The sequence below is a fragment of the Sphingomonas leidyi genome, from assembly GCF_011761945.1.
Taxonomy (GTDB): domain Bacteria; phylum Pseudomonadota; class Alphaproteobacteria; order Sphingomonadales; family Sphingomonadaceae; genus Sphingomonas; species Sphingomonas leidyi.
In genome coordinates this window covers 383,606-400,342 of the sequence record NZ_JAASQV010000001.1, presented here as the reverse complement: position 1 = coordinate 400,342, position 16,737 = coordinate 383,606, and the positions used below count along the sequence as shown (strand labels likewise).

The window sequence follows — 16,737 nt, the reverse complement described above, 5'->3', positions numbered from 1 at the left end:
GACATATGATCATCGCAGTCGACGGACCGGCAGCCTCGGGTAAGGGCACCATAGCGCGCGCGCTGGCGCAGCATTATGGGCTGCCGCATCTCGATACCGGCCTGCTCTACCGCGCCGTCGCCGCCACGGTGCTGCGCGAGGAACTGGATCCGGCCAGGGAAGCCGACGCGGTCTCCGCCTGCAGCTTCGAGGATTATCTGCTCGACGATCCCTGGCTGCGCTCCGACGAGGTGGGCAGGGCCGCGTCCGTGGTGTCCGCGCACCCGCTGGTGCGCGCCGCACTGCTCAACCGCCAGAAGAAGTTCGCCCGCCAGCCCGGCGGCGCGGTGCTCGACGGACGCGATATCGGCACCGTCATCGCGCCGGACGCGGACGTGAAGCTCTTCGTCAAGGCGACGCCGATGATCCGCGCCCAGCGCCGTCACCTGGAACTCCGCAAGCACGGCGTGCTCACCAGCCTCGACAAGGTGCTGGCGGACATCCGGGCGCGCGACGAGCGCGATTCCAAGCGCACCGAGGCGCCGATGGCCCAGGCCAGCGACGCCGCACTGCTCGACACCAGCTTCCTTTCGATCGACGCCGCCGTGCAGCGCGCGATCGCGATCGTCGAGAGCAAGACGAACGCGACCCGCGCCTCCGGCTGATACGTCCCTGCTAGATATCGATCTGGATCTCGCCCTCCGCCGGCTGGGTGAAGCCGCGGATGATCTGCAGCATGCCTTCGGTGCCGAACAGCTGATAGAGCGTGAACAGACCCTGGGCGAGATCGCCGTCGAACCGCATCGAGAAGCGCTCGATGCCGCAATCGACCATGTCCACCGGCCCGCCCGAATAGACGAATATCACTTCGTTGAAGGTGCAGTTGCGGAAGACGTTGCCGTCGAGCACGATCTCGACATTCTCGAAACGCTGCTTGTCATATTCCATCTTGATTCCTCGCGACCCGGTCTCAGACCCCGCACGTCGCATCCCGCGCGCCTCTCTGCAATGCTTGCGGATATGGGCGGATTCGGCTAGAGCGCGCGCGTCCGGCGGACGGGTGTCCGCGGAGGAAGGCGCGGAGGGGTGACTCTCACGCGCCCTTTTCGCTTTGATCGGCGTCTTGTCTTTCCTTCGCTTGCTCCCGCACGACGGATGCCGCGACCGGCGACCGGCCGCCGCGGCGAGTCTGGCCCAAAGACCGTCGGATCCAACCGACTGGCCGGAAACAACATGATTAGGAACTGAAACCCTTATGGCCACTACGGCAAATCCGAGCCGCGACGATTTCGCGGCGCTTCTCGAACAGACTCTCGGTCAGGCTGACGGCTTCGAAGGCCGCGTCGTGATCGGCACCGTCACCGGCATCGAGAACGACCTCGCGGTCATCGACGTCGGCCTCAAGTCCGAAGGCCGCGTGCCGCTGCGCGAATTCGCCGCGCCGGGCCAGAAGGCCGATCTGAAGGTCGGCGACGAAGTCGAAGTCTATGTCGACCGCGTCGAGAACGCCAATGGCGAAGCGATGCTCAGCCGCGACCGCGCCCGCCGCGAAGCCGCCTGGGACAAGCTGGAAGCCGAATTCGCCAAGTCGGCCCGCGTCGAGGGCGTCATCTTCGGCCGCGTCAAGGGCGGCTTCACCGTCGACCTTTCGGGCGCGGTGGCCTTCCTCCCCGGCTCGCAGGTCGACATCCGCCCGGTGCGCGACGTCACCCCGCTGATGGACATCCCGCAGCCCTTCCAGATCCTCAAGATGGACCGCAAGCGCGGCAACATCGTCGTGTCGCGCCGCGCCGTGCTCGAAGAGACCCGCGCCGAGCAGCGTTCGGGCCTCATCCAGAGCCTGGCCGAGGGCCAGATCATCGACGGCGTCGTCAAGAACATCACCGATTACGGTGCGTTCGTCGACCTGGGCGGCATCGACGGCCTGCTGCACGTCACCGATCTGAGCTACAAGCGCGTCAACCACCCGTCCGAGATGCTCAACATCGGCGACACGGTCCGCGTCCAGATCATCCGCATCAACCGCGACACCCAGCGCATCTCGCTCGGCATGAAGCAGCTCGAGAGCGATCCGTGGGATGGCGCCGCGGTGAAGTATCCGGTCGGCGCGAAGCTGTCGGGCCGCGTGACCAACATCACCGAATATGGTGCGTTCGTCGAGCTCGAGCCGGGCATCGAGGGCCTGGTCCACGTCTCGGAGATGAGCTGGACCAAGAAGAACGTGCACCCGGGCAAGATCGTCTCGACCTCGCAGGAAGTCGAAGTCGTGGTGCTCGAGGTGGACGCCGAGAAGCGCCGCATCTCGCTCGGCCTCAAGCAGGCCCAGCAGAACCCGTGGGAGAAGTTCGCGGCCGAGCACCCGGTCGGCACCGAGGTCGAGGGCGAAGTCAAGAACGCCACCGAGTTCGGCCTGTTCATCGGCCTGGACAACGACGTCGACGGCATGGTCCACATGTCGGACATCGCCTGGGGCATCTCGGGTGAGGACGCGCTCAACCTGCACCGCAAGGGCGAGGTGGTTAAGGCCATCGTGCTCGCCGTGGAGTCGGACAAGGAGCGCATCTCGCTCGGCATGAAGCAGCTCGAGCGTGGCGGCGTCGCCGCTGCGGGTTCGACCACTTCGGCCGATCGCCTGAACAAGAACCAGGTCGTCACCGTGACCATCCTCGAAGTCCGCGACGCGGGCCTCGAAGTGCAGGTTGGCGAAGACGGCGCGACCGGCTTCATCAAGCGCACCGACCTCGGCCGCGACCGCGACGAGCAGCGTCCGGAGCGTTTCCAGGTCGGCCAGAAGCTCGATGCGATGGTCACCGGCTTCGATCGTTCGAAGAAGCCGACCTTCTCGGTCAAGGCGATGCAGATCGCCGAGGAGAAGCAGGCGGTGGCGCAGTATGGCTCGTCCGATTCGGGCGCGTCGCTGGGCGACATCCTGGGCGAGGCCCTCAAGGCCCGCAACGAAAAGAACTAAGAACGGCGACGGGGAGCGGCAAAACCGCTCCCCGTTTCGTTTATTCCGGAATATCATGGGTTAATAGCCATCTGCGGGTTGATGCAGGTTGGCGAACAGGGTTAGAGAGCCCATCAGGGATTTGGCGCTCGCGCGGAAGACCGCAGATCCGCGTGCGCAAAGGGAGGGTTGCGGATGATCCGCTCGGAACTGGTTCAGTTGCTGGTGCAGGACAATCCGGGCCTTTCGGTCCGCGAAGTCGAGAAGATCGTGTCGGTCTTCTTCGACGAGATCGTCGGCCGGCTCCAGGAAGATGGTCGCGTGGAGCTGCGCGGCTTCGGCGCCTTCTCCACCCGCGCGCGCGACGCGCGCACAGGCCGCAACCCGCGCACGGGCGAGACGGTCGAAGTGGATGCCAAGCGCGTCCCTTATTTCAAGCCCGGCAAGGAAATGCGCATCAAGCTCAACGTCTGAGCGATGCGCACCGCTTGACGCTGGCGACTCCATGCGCTTGCGTGGATGCGTGCGGACGTGGCGGAACCGGTAGACGCCGGAGACTTAAAATCTTCTGCCCTTCAGGGCGTGCGGGTTCGAGTCCCGCCGTCCGCACCAATGTCTTTAACACCGATGCCCTTTACGGGCTGTCGGGTTTGTTGTCCTGCGTGGCGATGATCACGCCGCCGGCCACGATCGCAACGACGCCGATGATCGCGATGATCGGTGCGCCGGCGATATCCGATTTGTGCTTGGAGCCGGTAGCTCCGCGCAGAGACAGCTTCGACGCGGCGGTTTCAGACGCAGCGAGCGCCGGCACAGCCGCCAGCGATACCAGGGCAGCGACAGCCGCCGCCCGACCAAGAATACGCATCGTACACACTCCCCTTTCAAAGGAATGGGAGTAAAATGCCTCGCGCGCGCCGATAGTTCCCGCATCGCAGCGAATCGCTGCGGTGCCGCAGGGGTTGGCAGCGGCGCCCGGCGATCATACACCCGTTCCGCCCAGCCGGATTTACCTGATGTCCCCTCGCCTCCTCTGCCTGCTGCCCCTGGTCGCGCTTTCGGCGTGCGACGGCGGCGCGGGGCAACGGCGCGACGACACTGCCGTGGTGGTCAGCGCGATCGGATCGGGCAGCGCGCTCGCCGATCCCGACGGCGGTGCGCTCGATCCTGCCCGCCGCGTACTGCTCGGCGCGACGGCGCAGGGCCTGGTGCGATTCGACGCCACCGGCCAGATCGAGCCGGGGCTGGCCGAGCGCTGGATCGTGATCGACGACGGCCGCAGCTACATCTTTCGCCTGCGCGACGATGCGACCTGGCCGGACGGCGAACCGGTCACCGCCGAGCAAGTGGTGCGGGCGCTGCGCCGCACGATCGCGCCGCGTTCGCGCAACGCGCTCTCGCCCTTTCTCGCGGTGATCGACGAGATCGTGGAAATGACGCCGCAGGTGATCGAAGTGCGGTTGAAACGCCCTCGGCCCGACCTGCTCAAGCTGTTCGCCCAACCGGAAATGGCGGTATTCCGGCTCGACAAGCTCGATGGCAGCGGCCCCTTCCGGGCCGCGCAGCACCACGGCGGCGTGCTGTTGCGTCCGGTGCCCGATCCGGACGCGGCCGAAGACGCCGGCGCGCCCCGCCCCCAGGAGATGCTGCAGTTCCACGGCGAGCGCGCGGCGGTTGCCCTTGCCCGTTTCCGCGACGGCCAGTCGGACCTGGTGCTGGGCGGCAGCTTCGCCGACTGGCCGCTGGTAGTGGCATCGGGCATCGCAACGCCCAATGTGAAGCTGGACAACGCGCTCGGGCTGTTCGGCCTGGCGGTGGTCTCGCGCCAGGGGTTTCTGGCCGATCCCGCCAATCGCGCCGCGATCGCGATGGCGATCGATCGCCCCACCCTCACGCACGAGATCCATCCGGACTGGGTACCGGTCGAGACCCTGCTTCCGGGGCAGCTCGATTCGGCCAATCCGCCTGCGCAGCCCGCCTGGACGCCGCTCGACCTCGACCAGCGCCGGCAGAGCGCGCGGGCCGCGGTCGCCGGCTGGCGGCGTGCGCACCCGGGCCCGGTCACCATGCGCATCGCCTTGCCCGCGGGGCCGGGCGCCACGCTCGTCTGGTCGCGACTGGCCGAGGCGCTCTATGCGATCGGCATAACGCCCGTTCGCAGCGCCCTCGACGCCCCCGCGGACCTGCGCCTCGTCGATGCCGTCGCCCCCTATGACAGTGCGCGGTGGTTCGTCGCCACCGCTTGCCAGGCCTGTTCCGACGATGCGCAGACGCTGATCGAAGCCGCGCGCGATGCGCCGGACCTCTATGCTCGCGCCCATCGCATCGCCGAGGCCGATGCCGCGCTCACCGCGGACGGCGCTTTCATCCCTATCGCCCAGCCCTTCCGATGGTCTATCGTCGCATTGCGGCTGCAGGCGTGGCAGGGGAACGCGCGCGCGTGGCACCCGTTGAACCACCTGCGCAACGAGACGAGGTGAGCGTGGCGAGAACGACGCGGATGGCTTCGGGGGCAAAGGCGGCAGCGGCGGCGCTGCCGCTGGGAACGCATGCGGCGGACGTGCGCCGGCGGATCGAGATGATGGAGCATCTGCTCGAGCGCAGCGTTCCCATCCCCGGCACCAAGGCCAAGGTCGGCCTGGATGCGATCCTGGGCCTCGTGCCGGTGGGCGGCGACCTGATCGCCGCGTTGCTCGGCCTCTACATCGTCTGGGAAGCGCGCAACCTGAAGATGCCGGCGACGACGATGATGCGCATGGTCGGCAATGTCGGCTTCGACTGGCTGATCGGGCTGGTGCCGGTCGTGGGCGACGCGGCGGATTTTCTCTTCAGGTCGAACACCCGCAACCTCAGGCTGATCAAGCGGCACCTCGATCGGCACCACCCGGGCACCGCGACGGTCCATCAGCGCTAGGTTGAGAACCCAAACCAGTATCTGATTTTCCGCCGTCATCCCTGCCTGCGCGGGGATGACGGAAACGAATAGGAGCCCCCAACCTAGAACGAACCGGGATATTCGGGCGCTTCGGACTTCCCTATCCGTGATTGGCTCAGCCAAAGGTCGTTGATCAGCGCCGCCCGCCGCGCCAGATCTTCAACGCGCCGCCATCGGCCGCGCCGCCGGTGCCGGGCCGGCACGCTTCGTAGCGCAGCCCCTTGTCGAGACAGAGCCAGAGTTCGTCGAGCCACCCCTCGCGCGTCACCGTCACGCGGATCGCGCTGGCGGGAATGCCGCGATTGGCCTCGGCGAAACGCGCCTTGAACCCGCCGACGGTCAGCTCCCCGCGCGACAGCCGCTCCATGTCCGGATAGCGGACCGCGTCATAGAGCCGCCTGGCCGTGCCGAAATAGGCAGCGGGCGACATCGAGGTGCAGGTGCCGTGCTTGGCCCATTCGTGCTGGATCAACTGCGCCGAGGGCGTGGCGCAGAGCATCGACTTGATCTGCGCGGGCGGCAGGATGCGGGTATCGGCGCAATATTGCGGCCAGCTCCGCGTCTCCCCATCGGGCCACAGGCCGTGCAAGGTGAAGCCGAAGCGCGCGCCCTGGCGGCACTGGAAGCGATTCTCCGGTTCGTCGCCATGGGCGCGGCAGAAACCGGGGCTCCAGGTAAGCGCCAGCGTATAGGAGCCGATCGGCATGATCCGCCGCGGCTCCTTCGCGCCGGGCAGATCGGGGCGCGGCCGCTCGACCTTGCCGGGCACGCGGCACATCAGCGCCTGGGCGGAAGCAAGGCCGGGCAGCAACGCGAGACCGGCGCCGACGAGACCGAGAACCGGCTTGCGCACATCCATGCTCCTCATCCCTGCAAGAAATCCACGCCGATATCGGCGGCGGGCGCCGATTGGGTGAGCCGGCCGGCGCTGACATAAGTGACGCCGGTTGCGGCGATCGCCCGGATCGTGTCGAGCCGCACGCCGCCCGAAGCCTCGGTCGGCACCCGGCCCGCGACCAGCGCGACAGCCTCGCGCAGCGTCGCCAGCCCCATATTGTCGAGCAGGAGATGCGTCGCCCCCGCGGCAAGCGCCGGTTCGATCTGGTCGATCCGGTCGACCTCGACGATGATGCGCGCGATACCGGCGGCGACGGCGCGCCGCGCCGCCTCGGCCACCGATCCGGCGACCGCGACGTGATTGTCCTTGATCATCGCGGCGTCCCAAAGGCCCATGCGATGGTTGGTCGCCCCGCCCATGCGCGTCGCGTATTTCTCGAGCCTGCGCAGGCCCGGCAGCGTCTTGCGCGTGTCGAGCAGCGTGGCGCCGGTCCCCGCGATGGCATCGACATAGGCTCGCGTCATGGTCGCGATGCCGGAGAGATGCTGCACCGTGTTGAGGGCGGGACGCTCGGCGGTGAGCAGGGCGCGTGCGCGGCCGCGCAGCCGCATCAGGTCGGTGCCCGGCACCACGCGATCGCCATCCTCGACCAGCCGCTCGATCTCGACCTCGGGATCGAGTGCGCGGAAAAAGGCCTCGGCAATGGGCAGGCCGGCGACGGTGATCGCGTCGCGGCTGTCCATCACCCCGGCAAACATCGCATCGGCCGGGATCACCGCGGCGGAGGTGACGTCGCCTTCGTCGCCAAGATCCTCGGCGAGCGTGGCGGCAACAAAGGCATCGAGATCGAATCCCGGAAGTGCGAAGACGTGTGACATGGCGCGCTTGTGGCACAGTCCGCGCGGACGGCAAGGGGGTGCGGAACCGCGCGGGATCGGTTCGAACCCGAGTTGACCGGGATGCGGCGCGCATAGCAGGCTGCCTCCATGGCCGATATCGAACCCGCCGCGCTGCCCGAGGTCCGCCGGCTGCGCGCCTATTGGGAACGCCGCGTCGCGCATCGGTCGTCGCCGCCCGAGGAGTGGATGGCCGACAAGCTGTTGCTCGACGCATTGGGCCTGGGCCTGGAGCAGACGCTACAATTTCTGGGCCGCGAACAGCCCGATTTCGAGGCCTTCCGGCGCTGGATCGTCACCACCGCGGGCCCGCCCGACCCGGTGACCATCGCCCGCTATCATGCCGCGATCGCCGGCGCCCCGCCTCCGCCGCAAGTCTCCGCCCAGCTCTCGCGGATCGACGCGATGCCGGCGGTGCTCGATGCGGCGGACCTCGCCCATTGGGATGCGCAAGGCTATGTGATCCTGCGCGGCGCGATCACGCCCCGGGAAGTCGAAGCGGCGGCGGCCCTGCTCTGGGAAGCGACCGGGGCCGATCCGGCCGATCCGGCAAGCTGGCATGGGCCGCGCACCAACGGGCTGATGGTCCAGCTTTTCCAGCATCCCGCATTGGAGGCGGCGCGACGCGCACCGCGGGTGCACAAGGCCTTTGCCCAGCTCTGGGGCACGAGCGACCTGTGGTCGCGCATCGACCGGATGAGCTTCAACGCGCCGCTGCGCACGCCTTGCAGCTTCGCCGCACCGCGGCTGCACTGGGACGTGAGCCTCGTCCCGCCGATCGCCTTCGCGACGCAGGGCATCCTCTATCTCTCCGACACCGCTGCGGACCAGGGCGCGTTCGAGCTGGTTCCCGGCTTCCACCATCGCCTGGTCGAATGGCTGGCCGCGCTGGGCGACGCCGATCCGCGAACGGTGGATCTCGGCGACCGGGCCGTGCGCGTCCCCGCGCGTGCCGGCGACCTGATCATCTGGCGGCACGACCTGCCGCACGGCGCCAGCCCGAACACGGCCACGCAGCCGCGGCTCGCGCAATATGTGAACTATTATTCGGCGGAGATGGGCATCCAGCCGGCGTGGCGGTGAGCCGGCCCCTCCCCTTTTGGGAGAGGCGCAGGTTCAGCGCTTCCCGGCCGGATCGCCGCCGATCGCGCCCAGATCGCCCTGCCCCACCGTGCCCGCCGCCATTTCGAGCATCCGGTCGAGGCTCTTCTTGGCCTGGAGGCGCAGGCCCTCCTCGATCTCGATGCGCGGCGTGAGGTCGCGCAGCGCGAGGTAGAGCTTCTCCATCGTGTTGAGCGCCATATAGGGGCAGATGTTGCAATTGCAGTTGCCGTCGGCACCGGGCGCGCCGATGAAGGTCTTGCCCGGCATCGCCTTCTCCATCTGGTGGATGATGTGCGGCTCGGTGGCGACGATCAGCGTATCGCCCGGAACGGTCTGCGAGAATTCCAGGATGCCGCGGGTCGAGCCGACATAGTCGGCGTGATCGAGCACGTGCGGCGGGCATTCGGGATGCGCCGCCACGGGCGCGCCGGGGTGCTGCGCCTTGAGCTTGAGCAGTTCGGTCTCGCTGAACGCCTCGTGCACGATGCACACGCCCGGCCAGAGCAGCAGGTCGCGCCCCACCTTGCGCTTGAGATAGCCGCCCAGATTGCGGTCCGGGCCGAAGATGATCTTCTGGCTCTCCGGGATCTGCGCGAGGATCTTCTCGGCCGAGCTCGAGGTGACGATGATGTCGCTGAGCGCCTTAACCTCGGTCGAGCAGTTGATATAGGTCAGCGCGATATGGTCCGGATGCGCGGCGCGGAAGGCGGCGAACTGCTCGGGCGGGCAGCTATCCTCCAGGCTGCACCCGGCATTCATGTCGGGCAGCACCACGATCTTGTCCGGCGAGAGGATCTTGGCGGTCTCGGCCATGAAGCGCACGCCGCAAAAGGCGATCACTTCCGCATCGGTCTCCGCCGCCCTGCGGCTGAGGTCGAGGCTGTCGCCGACGAAATCGGCCAGGTCCTGCAGCTCGGGCTTCTGATAATAATGGGCGAGGATGACGGCATTGCGCTCCTTGCGCAGCCGGTCGATCTCCGCACGAAGATCGAGCCCCGACAGGCTCCCGCCGATACCATTGCGCGCGTCCATGCCTAACACTCCCTTGCCCGCGCCGCACATGGCCCGGCGGACGCGCGGGTTCAAGGTCGATCAGGGAAAGTGCGCAGCAAAGGCGCGATCGGCACCGGGCGAGCCCGCCACCACGGCCCGCGCCACCGATTCGCCGAACGGGGTGAACGCGATCGCCTCGCCCAACGCGAAGGTGGCGATCATCGCGCCGAGCCCCCAGAGCCAGGCCGGATGCACCCGGCCGGTGCGCCGCCGGTCGACGGCCATGCCGATCAGCGGGAAGATCGCCGGGGCGAGAAGTGCCGCGACCAGCCACGACCAGGGGATCATGAACGGCACGGGCAGGATCCGCCCGAAGCCCGGCCCGGTGATCGCCGCCATCGAGCAGAGCATCAGCCGGCGATGCCAGTCGGAGCGGCCGCGCATCGAGAATCCCGCAAGGGCCAGCCCGGCGAAGCAGAACAGGCCGGCGGGATTGCCGAACAGGAACTCGGGCAGCGCAAAGAAGGGCGGCCCGCCATGATCGCGCACCGCATAGAGCGTGATCGCCAGCCCCATCGCCACCATTGCCGGCACCCAGGCCAGCGCGATCCAGCCGAGCCTGCGGTGGATCGCCGCGTTCCCGGTGGCGATCAGCAGGTTCTGCGCCAGATAGATCAGGATCCAGCCCATGAAGACAAAGGCATGGACATGATAGATCAGCGGCAGGCCGAAGCTCGACCGGCCAAGCGCCAGGTTGAGCGAGAAGCCGCCGACGATCACCGCGATCATGGCGAGCGACAGGATCAGGAAGAAGCGGTCGCGCTGGACGCGCGGCATCGGTTCGGCGAGAGTCGCCATGTTCAGTCCCCCAACTGAAATATGCAATGCCGTGAAGGTAGCGCATTCGGGCCGGCCGCTCAACGGCGCGGCCGCTCACCATTTGTTGGCGATCACCTCTTCGGGCCGGCGCGATTCGTCCCAGCGCTCGGTCGGGCGGTTCGCCTCGTCGGGGAAGATCACCTGGACATCGGCGGCGATGCCCGTCGCCCGGAGCGGCATGGTGAAGCTGCGCTCCACCGCGCGCCGCGTCGCATCGCGCGCCATGCGCATATAGGGACCCGACTGGGCCTGGCGGAGCAGCTCCTGCTGGCCGGCCTTGCGATTGGCATCGTCAAGCTTGCCGCCGACATCGGTGACCGAGAGCAGGATGCCGCCATTGTCGTACTGGCGGACCTGGTCGAGATCGACGTCCGGGCCCATTGCTTCGACGGCCGGCAACCGGACGGTCAGCAGCTTGTTCTGCGCGTCCCAGGTCACATCCTCCTGGCGCAGCTTCGACAGGTCTACCTCATAGCGGACGCTGCCCGGCATGATCATCGTCTTCTGCGCGGTGAGGCCGAGCTGGCTCTGCTTCGACGTGACCACTGCGACGAACTTGGCCGCGAAGGCGGACAGCCGGTTCTGCTCGCGCAGCCCCTGCAGGCTGGCCTGCGCCACCGTCTCCGGCGTCGGGCCCTGGAACTGCCGCTTGATCGTATCGCCCAGGAACCAGAAGCCGGCCCCCATCGTCAGGACCACCGCCAGCACGATCACGAGGGTGACACCGAACAGCTTGAGGCAGCCCCCGCCGCCCTGCTTCACGCTGTCGTCTTCCAAACGCCGTCCTCCTCGATGACGAGCCCGCGGTCGCGCAGGTCGATCAGATGCGCGAGCACCGATCGTCCGGCCGCCCCGTTCAGCCGGGGATCGAGCCCAGCATACATGCGCTCGACCATGGCGGGAACCGCGCCGACATCGGCCTTGAGCAGGCGCAATATCTGCCCCTCGCGCTGCTTGCGGTGCCCGATCAGCCCGCGCACGAAGCGGTGCGGCTTCTCGATCGGCTCGCCATGCGCGGGGAAATAGATGCGGTCGTCCTCGCGCGCCATCAGCTTGTCGAGGCTGGCCATATAGGCGGCCATGTCGCCGTCGGGCGGCGCGACCACGGTGGTCGACCAGCCCATGACATGGTCGCCGCAGAACAAGGCACCGCTCTCGGGCAGGGCGAAGCAGAGGTGGTTGGAGGTATGGCCAGGCGTGGCGACCGCGACCAGCGTCCAGTCCGGGCCCGAGACCCTGTTCCCGTCGGCGAGCACGCGATCGGGCGCATAGCCGGTATCGAACGCGGCATCGGCACGCGGGCCGGCATCCTCGAGCGTGAGCGGGGCGCAGCCGATGATCGGCGCGCCGGTCGCGGCCCGGAGCGGCGCGGCGGCGGGGCTGTGGTCGCGATGCGTGTGGGTGCAGAGGATCGCCGCCACCCGGCGCCCGCCGATCGCCGCGACCAGCGCCGCGAGGTGGCGCGGATCGTCCGGTCCGGGATCGATCACCGCAAGCTCGGAGGTGCCGACCAGATACGTCTGGGTGCCGGTATAGGTGAAGGGCGAGGGATTGGGCGCCAGCACCCGCGTGACCAGCGGATCGAGCGCCATGGCCAGGCCGGTCGGGGCATCCGCGATGATGTCCATGTCCCCGAAATGGCCTTTGCCGCGCCGCAGCGCAAGGCCGGCCTGAAAAACGGAAACGGGACCGGCCGCGAAGGAGATCGGCCGGCCCCGTCGAAAGGCGTTCGTGAAAGGGGCTTTTTGACGAACGCCCTTCCCCTCCATGTCACTTGTCGTCGGCGGCGCTCTTCTCGACTTCGGCGATCGCCTCATCGATGCCCTTCAACGCCTTGGCGCGCTGCTCGGCGCTGAGATCGGACTGGCTCTCGATCGAGCGCCGGGCCATGCGCAGGCCCATCATCGCGCTGCGCATGCCCATCCGCTTGGCGTCGACCGCCGCGCGTTCGGCATTGATCGTGATCTTCTCGATCCGGTTGGAGCAGACGATCATCACCTTCTTGCCGTCGCGCTCGAACTTCTCGACGACGGGCTTGCCGTCCGCGGTGTCCGCGCACCTGCCGTTCCGGACCTCGGGCACGCTGGCGCGGATCGCGTCGATATCGGGCATCTTCGTCTCGAACGATGAACCGTCGGCACGCACCATCACGATCTTGGTGACGCGCTTGTCGTCCTTTTCCTTGCCCCCCTCGGTGGAGCGATAGACGTAGCGCTCGACCCGGGCCGGGGCCGCGGGCGCTTCCGGCGCGGCGGCGGGCGCCCGCGGAGCGGCCGGCTCGGCCGCAACCGGCGGCGCCGGCGGCGCGGGTACGTCCTGGTCCAGCTTCACGCCGGTGACGGTCTCCACCTTCGCCTTGATCTGCTCGGCGGCCTGCGTGCCAGAGGCCGTGAGGCCGAGGGCGGCGAGGCCGAGCGCGCCGGTGCCGATCAGGCCGATGGCGAGACGGGCGGGGGTATTCTTGTGGGTCTTCGAAAGCATGCGTAGCCTCCCTTTGACTTCGTTGATCGTGTGCAAGTGACATGCCGCCGAGACCGCACCCCCATGCGCGGACTTGACGATCGCACGGCCATAGGCATGGCGCAGTGCCTGGGCGCGGCCGGCGAGCACCAGGGCGTCGCAGGCCATTTCCTGGTCGGCGCGAAAGGCGCGGAACGCCCTCCAGGCGACGGGATTGAACCAGTGGATGGCGAGGACGAACAGGGCGACCCAGTTCGCGATCAGGTCCCCGCGGACATGATGGCCAAGCTCATGGGCCAGCGCGAGATCGCGCTCCTGCTCGTCATAGCGCTCGGTGAAGTCGCACGGAAAGGCGACGTATTTGCGCAGCACGCCGAAGGCGAGCGGGCCGTGCACCGCATCCGTCTCGATCACGCGCACCTTGCCCTGCGCCACGGTACGATCGACGCGGGCGGCCCTGAGCAGGCGCGCGCAGTGGCGGCGATGGGCGATCAGGTGCCAGCCGAGAAAGGCCAGCGCGCCGATCGCCCACAAGCCGATGCCGAGGATCAGCAGGCTGGGCCCGCTCGCGCCATAGGTGGGCGCGACCAGCGCCGCAGTGGCGGGATGGCTGCCGGCACCGATCTCGACGATCGTCACCGCGCTCTTGTCGATCCCGGTGGGCAGCGCCTCCGGCCTGATCACGCCGGTGACGATCCCGGGCACATCCGCCTCGCGGACGAAGGGAGCGATCAGGCTGGTGAGCTGCCAGTCGCCCGGCAACGGCGGCAGCAGCATCCGGATCACGGGGATCGCCCACAGCGCATAGGCCATTTGCGGCCCGAACGCGCGGCGGACGGGCGCGCGGACGGCGAGCACCAGCAGCATCAGCAGCGTGGTGGCGACGAAGGTCTCGATGAGCCAGCCGGTCATTGCTTGAGCTCCTTCAGCAGGGCCTCGATCTCGGCGATGTCCTGGTCGGTGAGTTCGTCGCGCTCGGCGAGATGCGCGACCAGCGGCGTGAGTCGGCCGCCGAAGAGGCGGTCCATCAGCTTGCGCGACTCCCCGGCGACATAATCGCCGCGCACCACCAGCGGGCGATAGAGGTAGCGACGCCCCTCCTCCTGATGCGCGATGATGTTCTTGGCGAGCAGGCGGCCGAGCAGAGTCTTGACCGTATTGGCGCTCCAGCCGCGCTCGGCCGGCACGCGCTCGGCCACTTCCTGGGCAGTGAGCGGCGACTCTTCCCACAGCACTTCCATCACGGCGTGCTCGGCGTCGCTGATCCGTTCCGTCATCGGGTCCCTCTTTCGCTCGACTACTGTTGTAATCGTTACGATTACGTCTGTAGTCAAGCGGGTGAACGCCGGCTGAACGAATTCTGTCGGATCTTTGACCTGCCCTTCGCCCTCAGGGCCGGAAACTGTCGGAACGGCTTACAGCTGCGCGAGAGGGTTAAGAGCCGATAACCAGCATGAGGCGCAGAAATCCGCGGTCGGGGCGAACTGGCACGGGGGCTGCAGGATATAAGGCACCCCAAGCGTTCAACGCTTCATTTCAGGGTGGGTCGACCGCTACTTTCCCCGGTCTCGCGTCGACCCACCCGACCCGGGTCTTCCCAGAACGAATCGATCGGATGCCGTCCGCCGCCTGATTATGGCACGATCGCCGCGGCGGGATCGCCACAGAAACCGACACGCTCGCCATCTCGGAGCGTCGGCGCCGGCAGCGGGCCGGGGCAATGAAGAAGGATGACGATCATCCCCTTCCCTTCAGGCAAGGGCTCGATGACGCAACGGGGATATTTGCCTGAAGGAGATAGGTGCCGGGAAGGATCGGTCGCCGGCCGCGCTCAGGCGGCCGCACCCTTCTCGGCCAGCAGCTCGCCCAGCTCGCCGCTCTCGAACATCTCCATCATGATGTCCGAACCGCCCACGAACTCGCCCTTCACATAGAGTTGCGGGATGGTCGGCCAGTCGGAGAATTCCTTGATCCCCTGGCGGATGCCCTGGTCCTGGAGCACGTCGACGCTTTCGAACTCCGCGCCGAGATGGTTCAGGATCGCCACCGCGCGGCTGGAGAAGCCGCATTGCGGGAAGAGCGGGCTGCCCTTCATGAACAGCAGCACGTTGTTGCTGTCGACCAGCGCCTGGATGCGCGCCTGGGTATCGTCGGTCACTTCGCTTACTCCTCGAGCGGCGCTTCGGTGGTGAGCTGGAGCGCGTGGAGCACGCCGCCCATGCGCCCGCCGAGCGCGGCATAGACCGCCTGGTGCTGGCGCACCCGCGGCATGCCCTTGAACATCGGCGCGACCACGCGCGCCGCATAATGATCGCCGTCACCGGCGAGATCGGTGATCTCGACCCGGGCATCGGGGATGCCGGCCTTGATCAGGTCCTCGATCTCGGCGGCAGCCATCGGCATCAGGCTTCGCCCATCAGCTGGCGGCGCGCCTCGACCGCCTGCTCCTCGAGCGCGCGGCGCACGGTGGCGTCGTCGGTCTCGATGCCGGCGGCGAGCAGGTCGCCGAGCAGCTTGCGGATCACGTCCTCGTCGCCCGCTTCCTCGAAATCGGCCTGGACGACCGCCTTGGCATAGGCGTCGGTCTCTTCCGGGGTCAGCTTCATCTGCGCGGCGGCCCATTGGCCGACCAGCCGGTTGCGGCGCGCGGTGACGCGAAAGGCCATGTCCTCGTCGCGCGCGAACTTCGCCTCGAATGCCTTTTCGCGATCGTCGAACGTGGTCATTGCAATCCCCTATATGGCGTTTGGTGCGGAGATAGGGAGAACGCAGCGCAACCGCAACTGACGGTTGCGCCCATCGCCGGATGGTGCATCCTGCACCCGGGACCAAGGGGGGAGGCATCATGAAGATCGGAATCGCCGCGCCGCTCGCGCTCTCGTTGCTGGGCGCTGCGCCACCCCTGCCGCAGAAGGCCCCCGGCGAGACATGCAGCGTGCACTATTCCCGCATCCTGCTCGGCAACTACGAGCAGCCGACCGCCAAGCGTACGCTCCCGGCATTGATGGTCGCAGGCACCGCCTCACCCGGCGGCCAGGCGTTCAACTTCTTCGACGACGACGGCTTTCTCACCCTCGCCATGCTGGTTTCGGCATGGCAGGCGGGCGGCCAGACTGCCGCCAACCTGACGGCCGACGTCACGGTCGATCGCGGCGACATTGTCCTGATGGAATATGTCAGCCGCGTCGGCAGCGGCTATTTCCAGGCAATTCTCGACTATGCCGCCACCCGGAACGACCTCACCGCACAGCAGGTCATCGAGGTGGATCAGGCCAAGGCCCAGCTCGCCCTGTTCCAGCGCATGGGCACGCAGGCACGGGCAAGCCTCGCGGCCAATGGCGGCGACGGGACGAATCCCACCCTGCCTCGGCATTTCATCACCGATCTCGGCGGCTATCTCGAAACGCTGCGCCCCTCGGCAAGCCAGGCCGTCAACTCGCACTACAACGACCTGGCGACACAGAAGACGAGCCGCCTCTGCGATCCGGACGCGCCCAGCGCCTTGCTCGGACGGATGCTGTGCGACCGGAATCTCGGCACCGGGGCCGTCCGGGCGACGCCCTATTGCCGCTCATCCGCCGGGATCACGTCGCCGGCACGAGCGCTGGTATGTGAAGTGCATGGGGTCGACGGCAAGTCGAGCGCGACCAATTGCACCGACGGTGCCGGCGGGAAGAGCGTTCCCGCTCCCCCCGCCGGCGACTAG

Annotated in this window: 20 protein-coding genes and 1 tRNA gene; 8 read left to right on the top strand and 13 right to left on the bottom strand. The window is 67.8% G+C overall.

Annotated elements, in window-relative coordinates; genetic code table 11:
* The first annotated feature begins 5 nt into the window (after positions 1-5).
* On the top strand, positions 6-644 hold the full coding sequence (gene cmk / locus FHR20_RS02240) for a (d)CMP kinase (protein ID WP_167298027.1): 639 nt from the start codon (positions 6-8) through the stop codon (positions 642-644).
* A gap of 10 nt (positions 645-654) precedes the next feature.
* On the opposite strand, the gene FHR20_RS02235 is transcribed toward cmk, so the two are convergent.
* Positions 655-927: a hypothetical protein gene (locus FHR20_RS02235; protein ID WP_086128735.1), complete on the bottom strand. Its 273-nt coding sequence runs from the start codon at positions 925-927 to the stop codon at positions 655-657.
* A 307-nt stretch (positions 928-1,234) separates the two neighbouring features.
* Between FHR20_RS02235 and rpsA the strand changes: the two genes are divergently transcribed.
* From rpsA to FHR20_RS02220, 3 genes are all read left to right on the top strand, one after another.
* Positions 1,235-2,947 (top strand): 30S ribosomal protein S1, encoded by a 1,713-nt coding sequence (rpsA, locus tag FHR20_RS02230; RefSeq protein ID WP_086128734.1) that lies wholly within the window; start codon positions 1,235-1,237, stop codon positions 2,945-2,947.
* A gap of 174 nt (positions 2,948-3,121) precedes the next feature.
* Positions 3,122-3,400, top strand: coding sequence for an integration host factor subunit beta (locus FHR20_RS02225; RefSeq protein WP_116838546.1), 279 nt, complete (start codon positions 3,122-3,124; stop codon positions 3,398-3,400).
* Positions 3,401-3,451: 51 nt separating this feature from the next.
* A tRNA-Leu gene (locus tag FHR20_RS02220) sits at positions 3,452-3,538 on the top strand.
* A gap of 22 nt (positions 3,539-3,560) precedes the next feature.
* Here FHR20_RS02220 and FHR20_RS02215 read toward each other — a convergent pair.
* Complete coding sequence (locus FHR20_RS02215) at positions 3,561-3,794, bottom strand: hypothetical protein (protein ID WP_167298026.1); 234 nt, start codon at positions 3,792-3,794, stop codon at positions 3,561-3,563.
* A gap of 148 nt (positions 3,795-3,942) precedes the next feature.
* Between FHR20_RS02215 and FHR20_RS02210 the strand changes: the two genes are divergently transcribed.
* Positions 3,943-5,406, top strand: a complete 1,464-nt coding sequence (locus FHR20_RS02210) for an ABC transporter substrate-binding protein (RefSeq protein WP_167298025.1) — start codon at positions 3,943-3,945, stop codon at positions 5,404-5,406.
* A 20-nt stretch (positions 5,407-5,426) separates the two neighbouring features.
* Positions 5,427-5,840 (top strand): DUF4112 domain-containing protein, encoded by a 414-nt coding sequence (locus FHR20_RS02205; RefSeq protein WP_167299330.1) that lies wholly within the window; start codon positions 5,427-5,429, stop codon positions 5,838-5,840.
* Between the two features lie 154 nt (positions 5,841-5,994).
* Here FHR20_RS02205 and FHR20_RS02200 read toward each other — a convergent pair whose 3' ends face one another.
* Positions 5,995-6,714 carry a ribonuclease T2 family protein gene (locus FHR20_RS02200; protein WP_425057370.1) on the bottom strand — a complete coding sequence of 240 codons (720 nt, stop codon included), beginning with the start codon at positions 6,712-6,714 and terminating at the stop codon, positions 5,995-5,997.
* Between the two features lie 11 nt (positions 6,715-6,725).
* The gene (gene nadC, locus FHR20_RS02195; RefSeq protein ID WP_167298023.1) at positions 6,726-7,577 is read right to left on the bottom strand and encodes a carboxylating nicotinate-nucleotide diphosphorylase; all 852 of its coding nucleotides are present in this window, start codon (positions 7,575-7,577) and stop codon (positions 6,726-6,728) included.
* A gap of 108 nt (positions 7,578-7,685) precedes the next feature.
* Between nadC and FHR20_RS02190 the strand changes: the two genes are divergently transcribed.
* Complete coding sequence (locus FHR20_RS02190; protein ID WP_167298022.1) at positions 7,686-8,678, top strand: phytanoyl-CoA dioxygenase family protein; 993 nt, start codon at positions 7,686-7,688, stop codon at positions 8,676-8,678.
* Positions 8,679-8,711: 33 nt separating this feature from the next.
* Here FHR20_RS02190 and nadA read toward each other — a convergent pair whose 3' ends face one another.
* The 9 genes from nadA to FHR20_RS02145 form a co-directional block, all read right to left on the bottom strand.
* The gene (nadA, locus tag FHR20_RS02185; RefSeq protein ID WP_167298021.1) at positions 8,712-9,731 is read right to left on the bottom strand and encodes a quinolinate synthase NadA; all 1,020 of its coding nucleotides are present in this window, start codon (positions 9,729-9,731) and stop codon (positions 8,712-8,714) included.
* Between the two features lie 60 nt (positions 9,732-9,791).
* Positions 9,792-10,550, bottom strand: a complete 759-nt coding sequence (locus tag FHR20_RS02180; protein ID WP_243857098.1) for a hypothetical protein — start codon at positions 10,548-10,550, stop codon at positions 9,792-9,794.
* A gap of 75 nt (positions 10,551-10,625) precedes the next feature.
* On the bottom strand, positions 10,626-11,348 hold the full coding sequence (locus FHR20_RS02175; RefSeq protein WP_243857097.1) for a DUF4230 domain-containing protein: 723 nt from the start codon (positions 11,346-11,348) through the stop codon (positions 10,626-10,628).
* A complete protein-coding gene (locus FHR20_RS02170; RefSeq protein ID WP_167298020.1) occupies positions 11,330-12,199 on the bottom strand; it encodes an MBL fold metallo-hydrolase in 870 nt (289 codons plus the stop codon). The genes FHR20_RS02175 and FHR20_RS02170 overlap by 19 nt, the downstream gene beginning before the upstream one ends.
* A 142-nt stretch (positions 12,200-12,341) precedes the next feature.
* Positions 12,342-13,943 (bottom strand): M56 family metallopeptidase, encoded by a 1,602-nt coding sequence (locus FHR20_RS02165; RefSeq protein WP_167298019.1) that lies wholly within the window; start codon positions 13,941-13,943, stop codon positions 12,342-12,344.
* The gene (locus tag FHR20_RS02160) at positions 13,940-14,308 is read right to left on the bottom strand and encodes a BlaI/MecI/CopY family transcriptional regulator (RefSeq protein ID WP_086128724.1); all 369 of its coding nucleotides are present in this window, start codon (positions 14,306-14,308) and stop codon (positions 13,940-13,942) included. The genes FHR20_RS02165 and FHR20_RS02160 overlap by 4 nt, the downstream gene beginning before the upstream one ends.
* Before the next feature lie 554 nt (positions 14,309-14,862).
* A complete protein-coding gene (gene grxD, locus FHR20_RS02155) occupies positions 14,863-15,189 on the bottom strand; it encodes a Grx4 family monothiol glutaredoxin (protein ID WP_167298018.1) in 327 nt (108 codons plus the stop codon).
* A gap of 5 nt (positions 15,190-15,194) precedes the next feature.
* Positions 15,195-15,434 (bottom strand): BolA family protein, encoded by a 240-nt coding sequence (locus tag FHR20_RS02150; RefSeq protein WP_086128722.1) that lies wholly within the window; start codon positions 15,432-15,434, stop codon positions 15,195-15,197.
* Positions 15,434-15,757, bottom strand: a complete 324-nt coding sequence (locus FHR20_RS02145) for a DUF1476 domain-containing protein (protein ID WP_137861509.1) — start codon at positions 15,755-15,757, stop codon at positions 15,434-15,436. The genes FHR20_RS02150 and FHR20_RS02145 overlap by 1 nt, the downstream gene beginning before the upstream one ends.
* A 119-nt stretch (positions 15,758-15,876) precedes the next feature.
* On the opposite strand from FHR20_RS02145, the gene FHR20_RS02140 reads away from it, so the two are divergent.
* Positions 15,877-16,737 (top strand): hypothetical protein, encoded by an 861-nt coding sequence (locus FHR20_RS02140; protein ID WP_167298017.1) that lies wholly within the window; start codon positions 15,877-15,879, stop codon positions 16,735-16,737.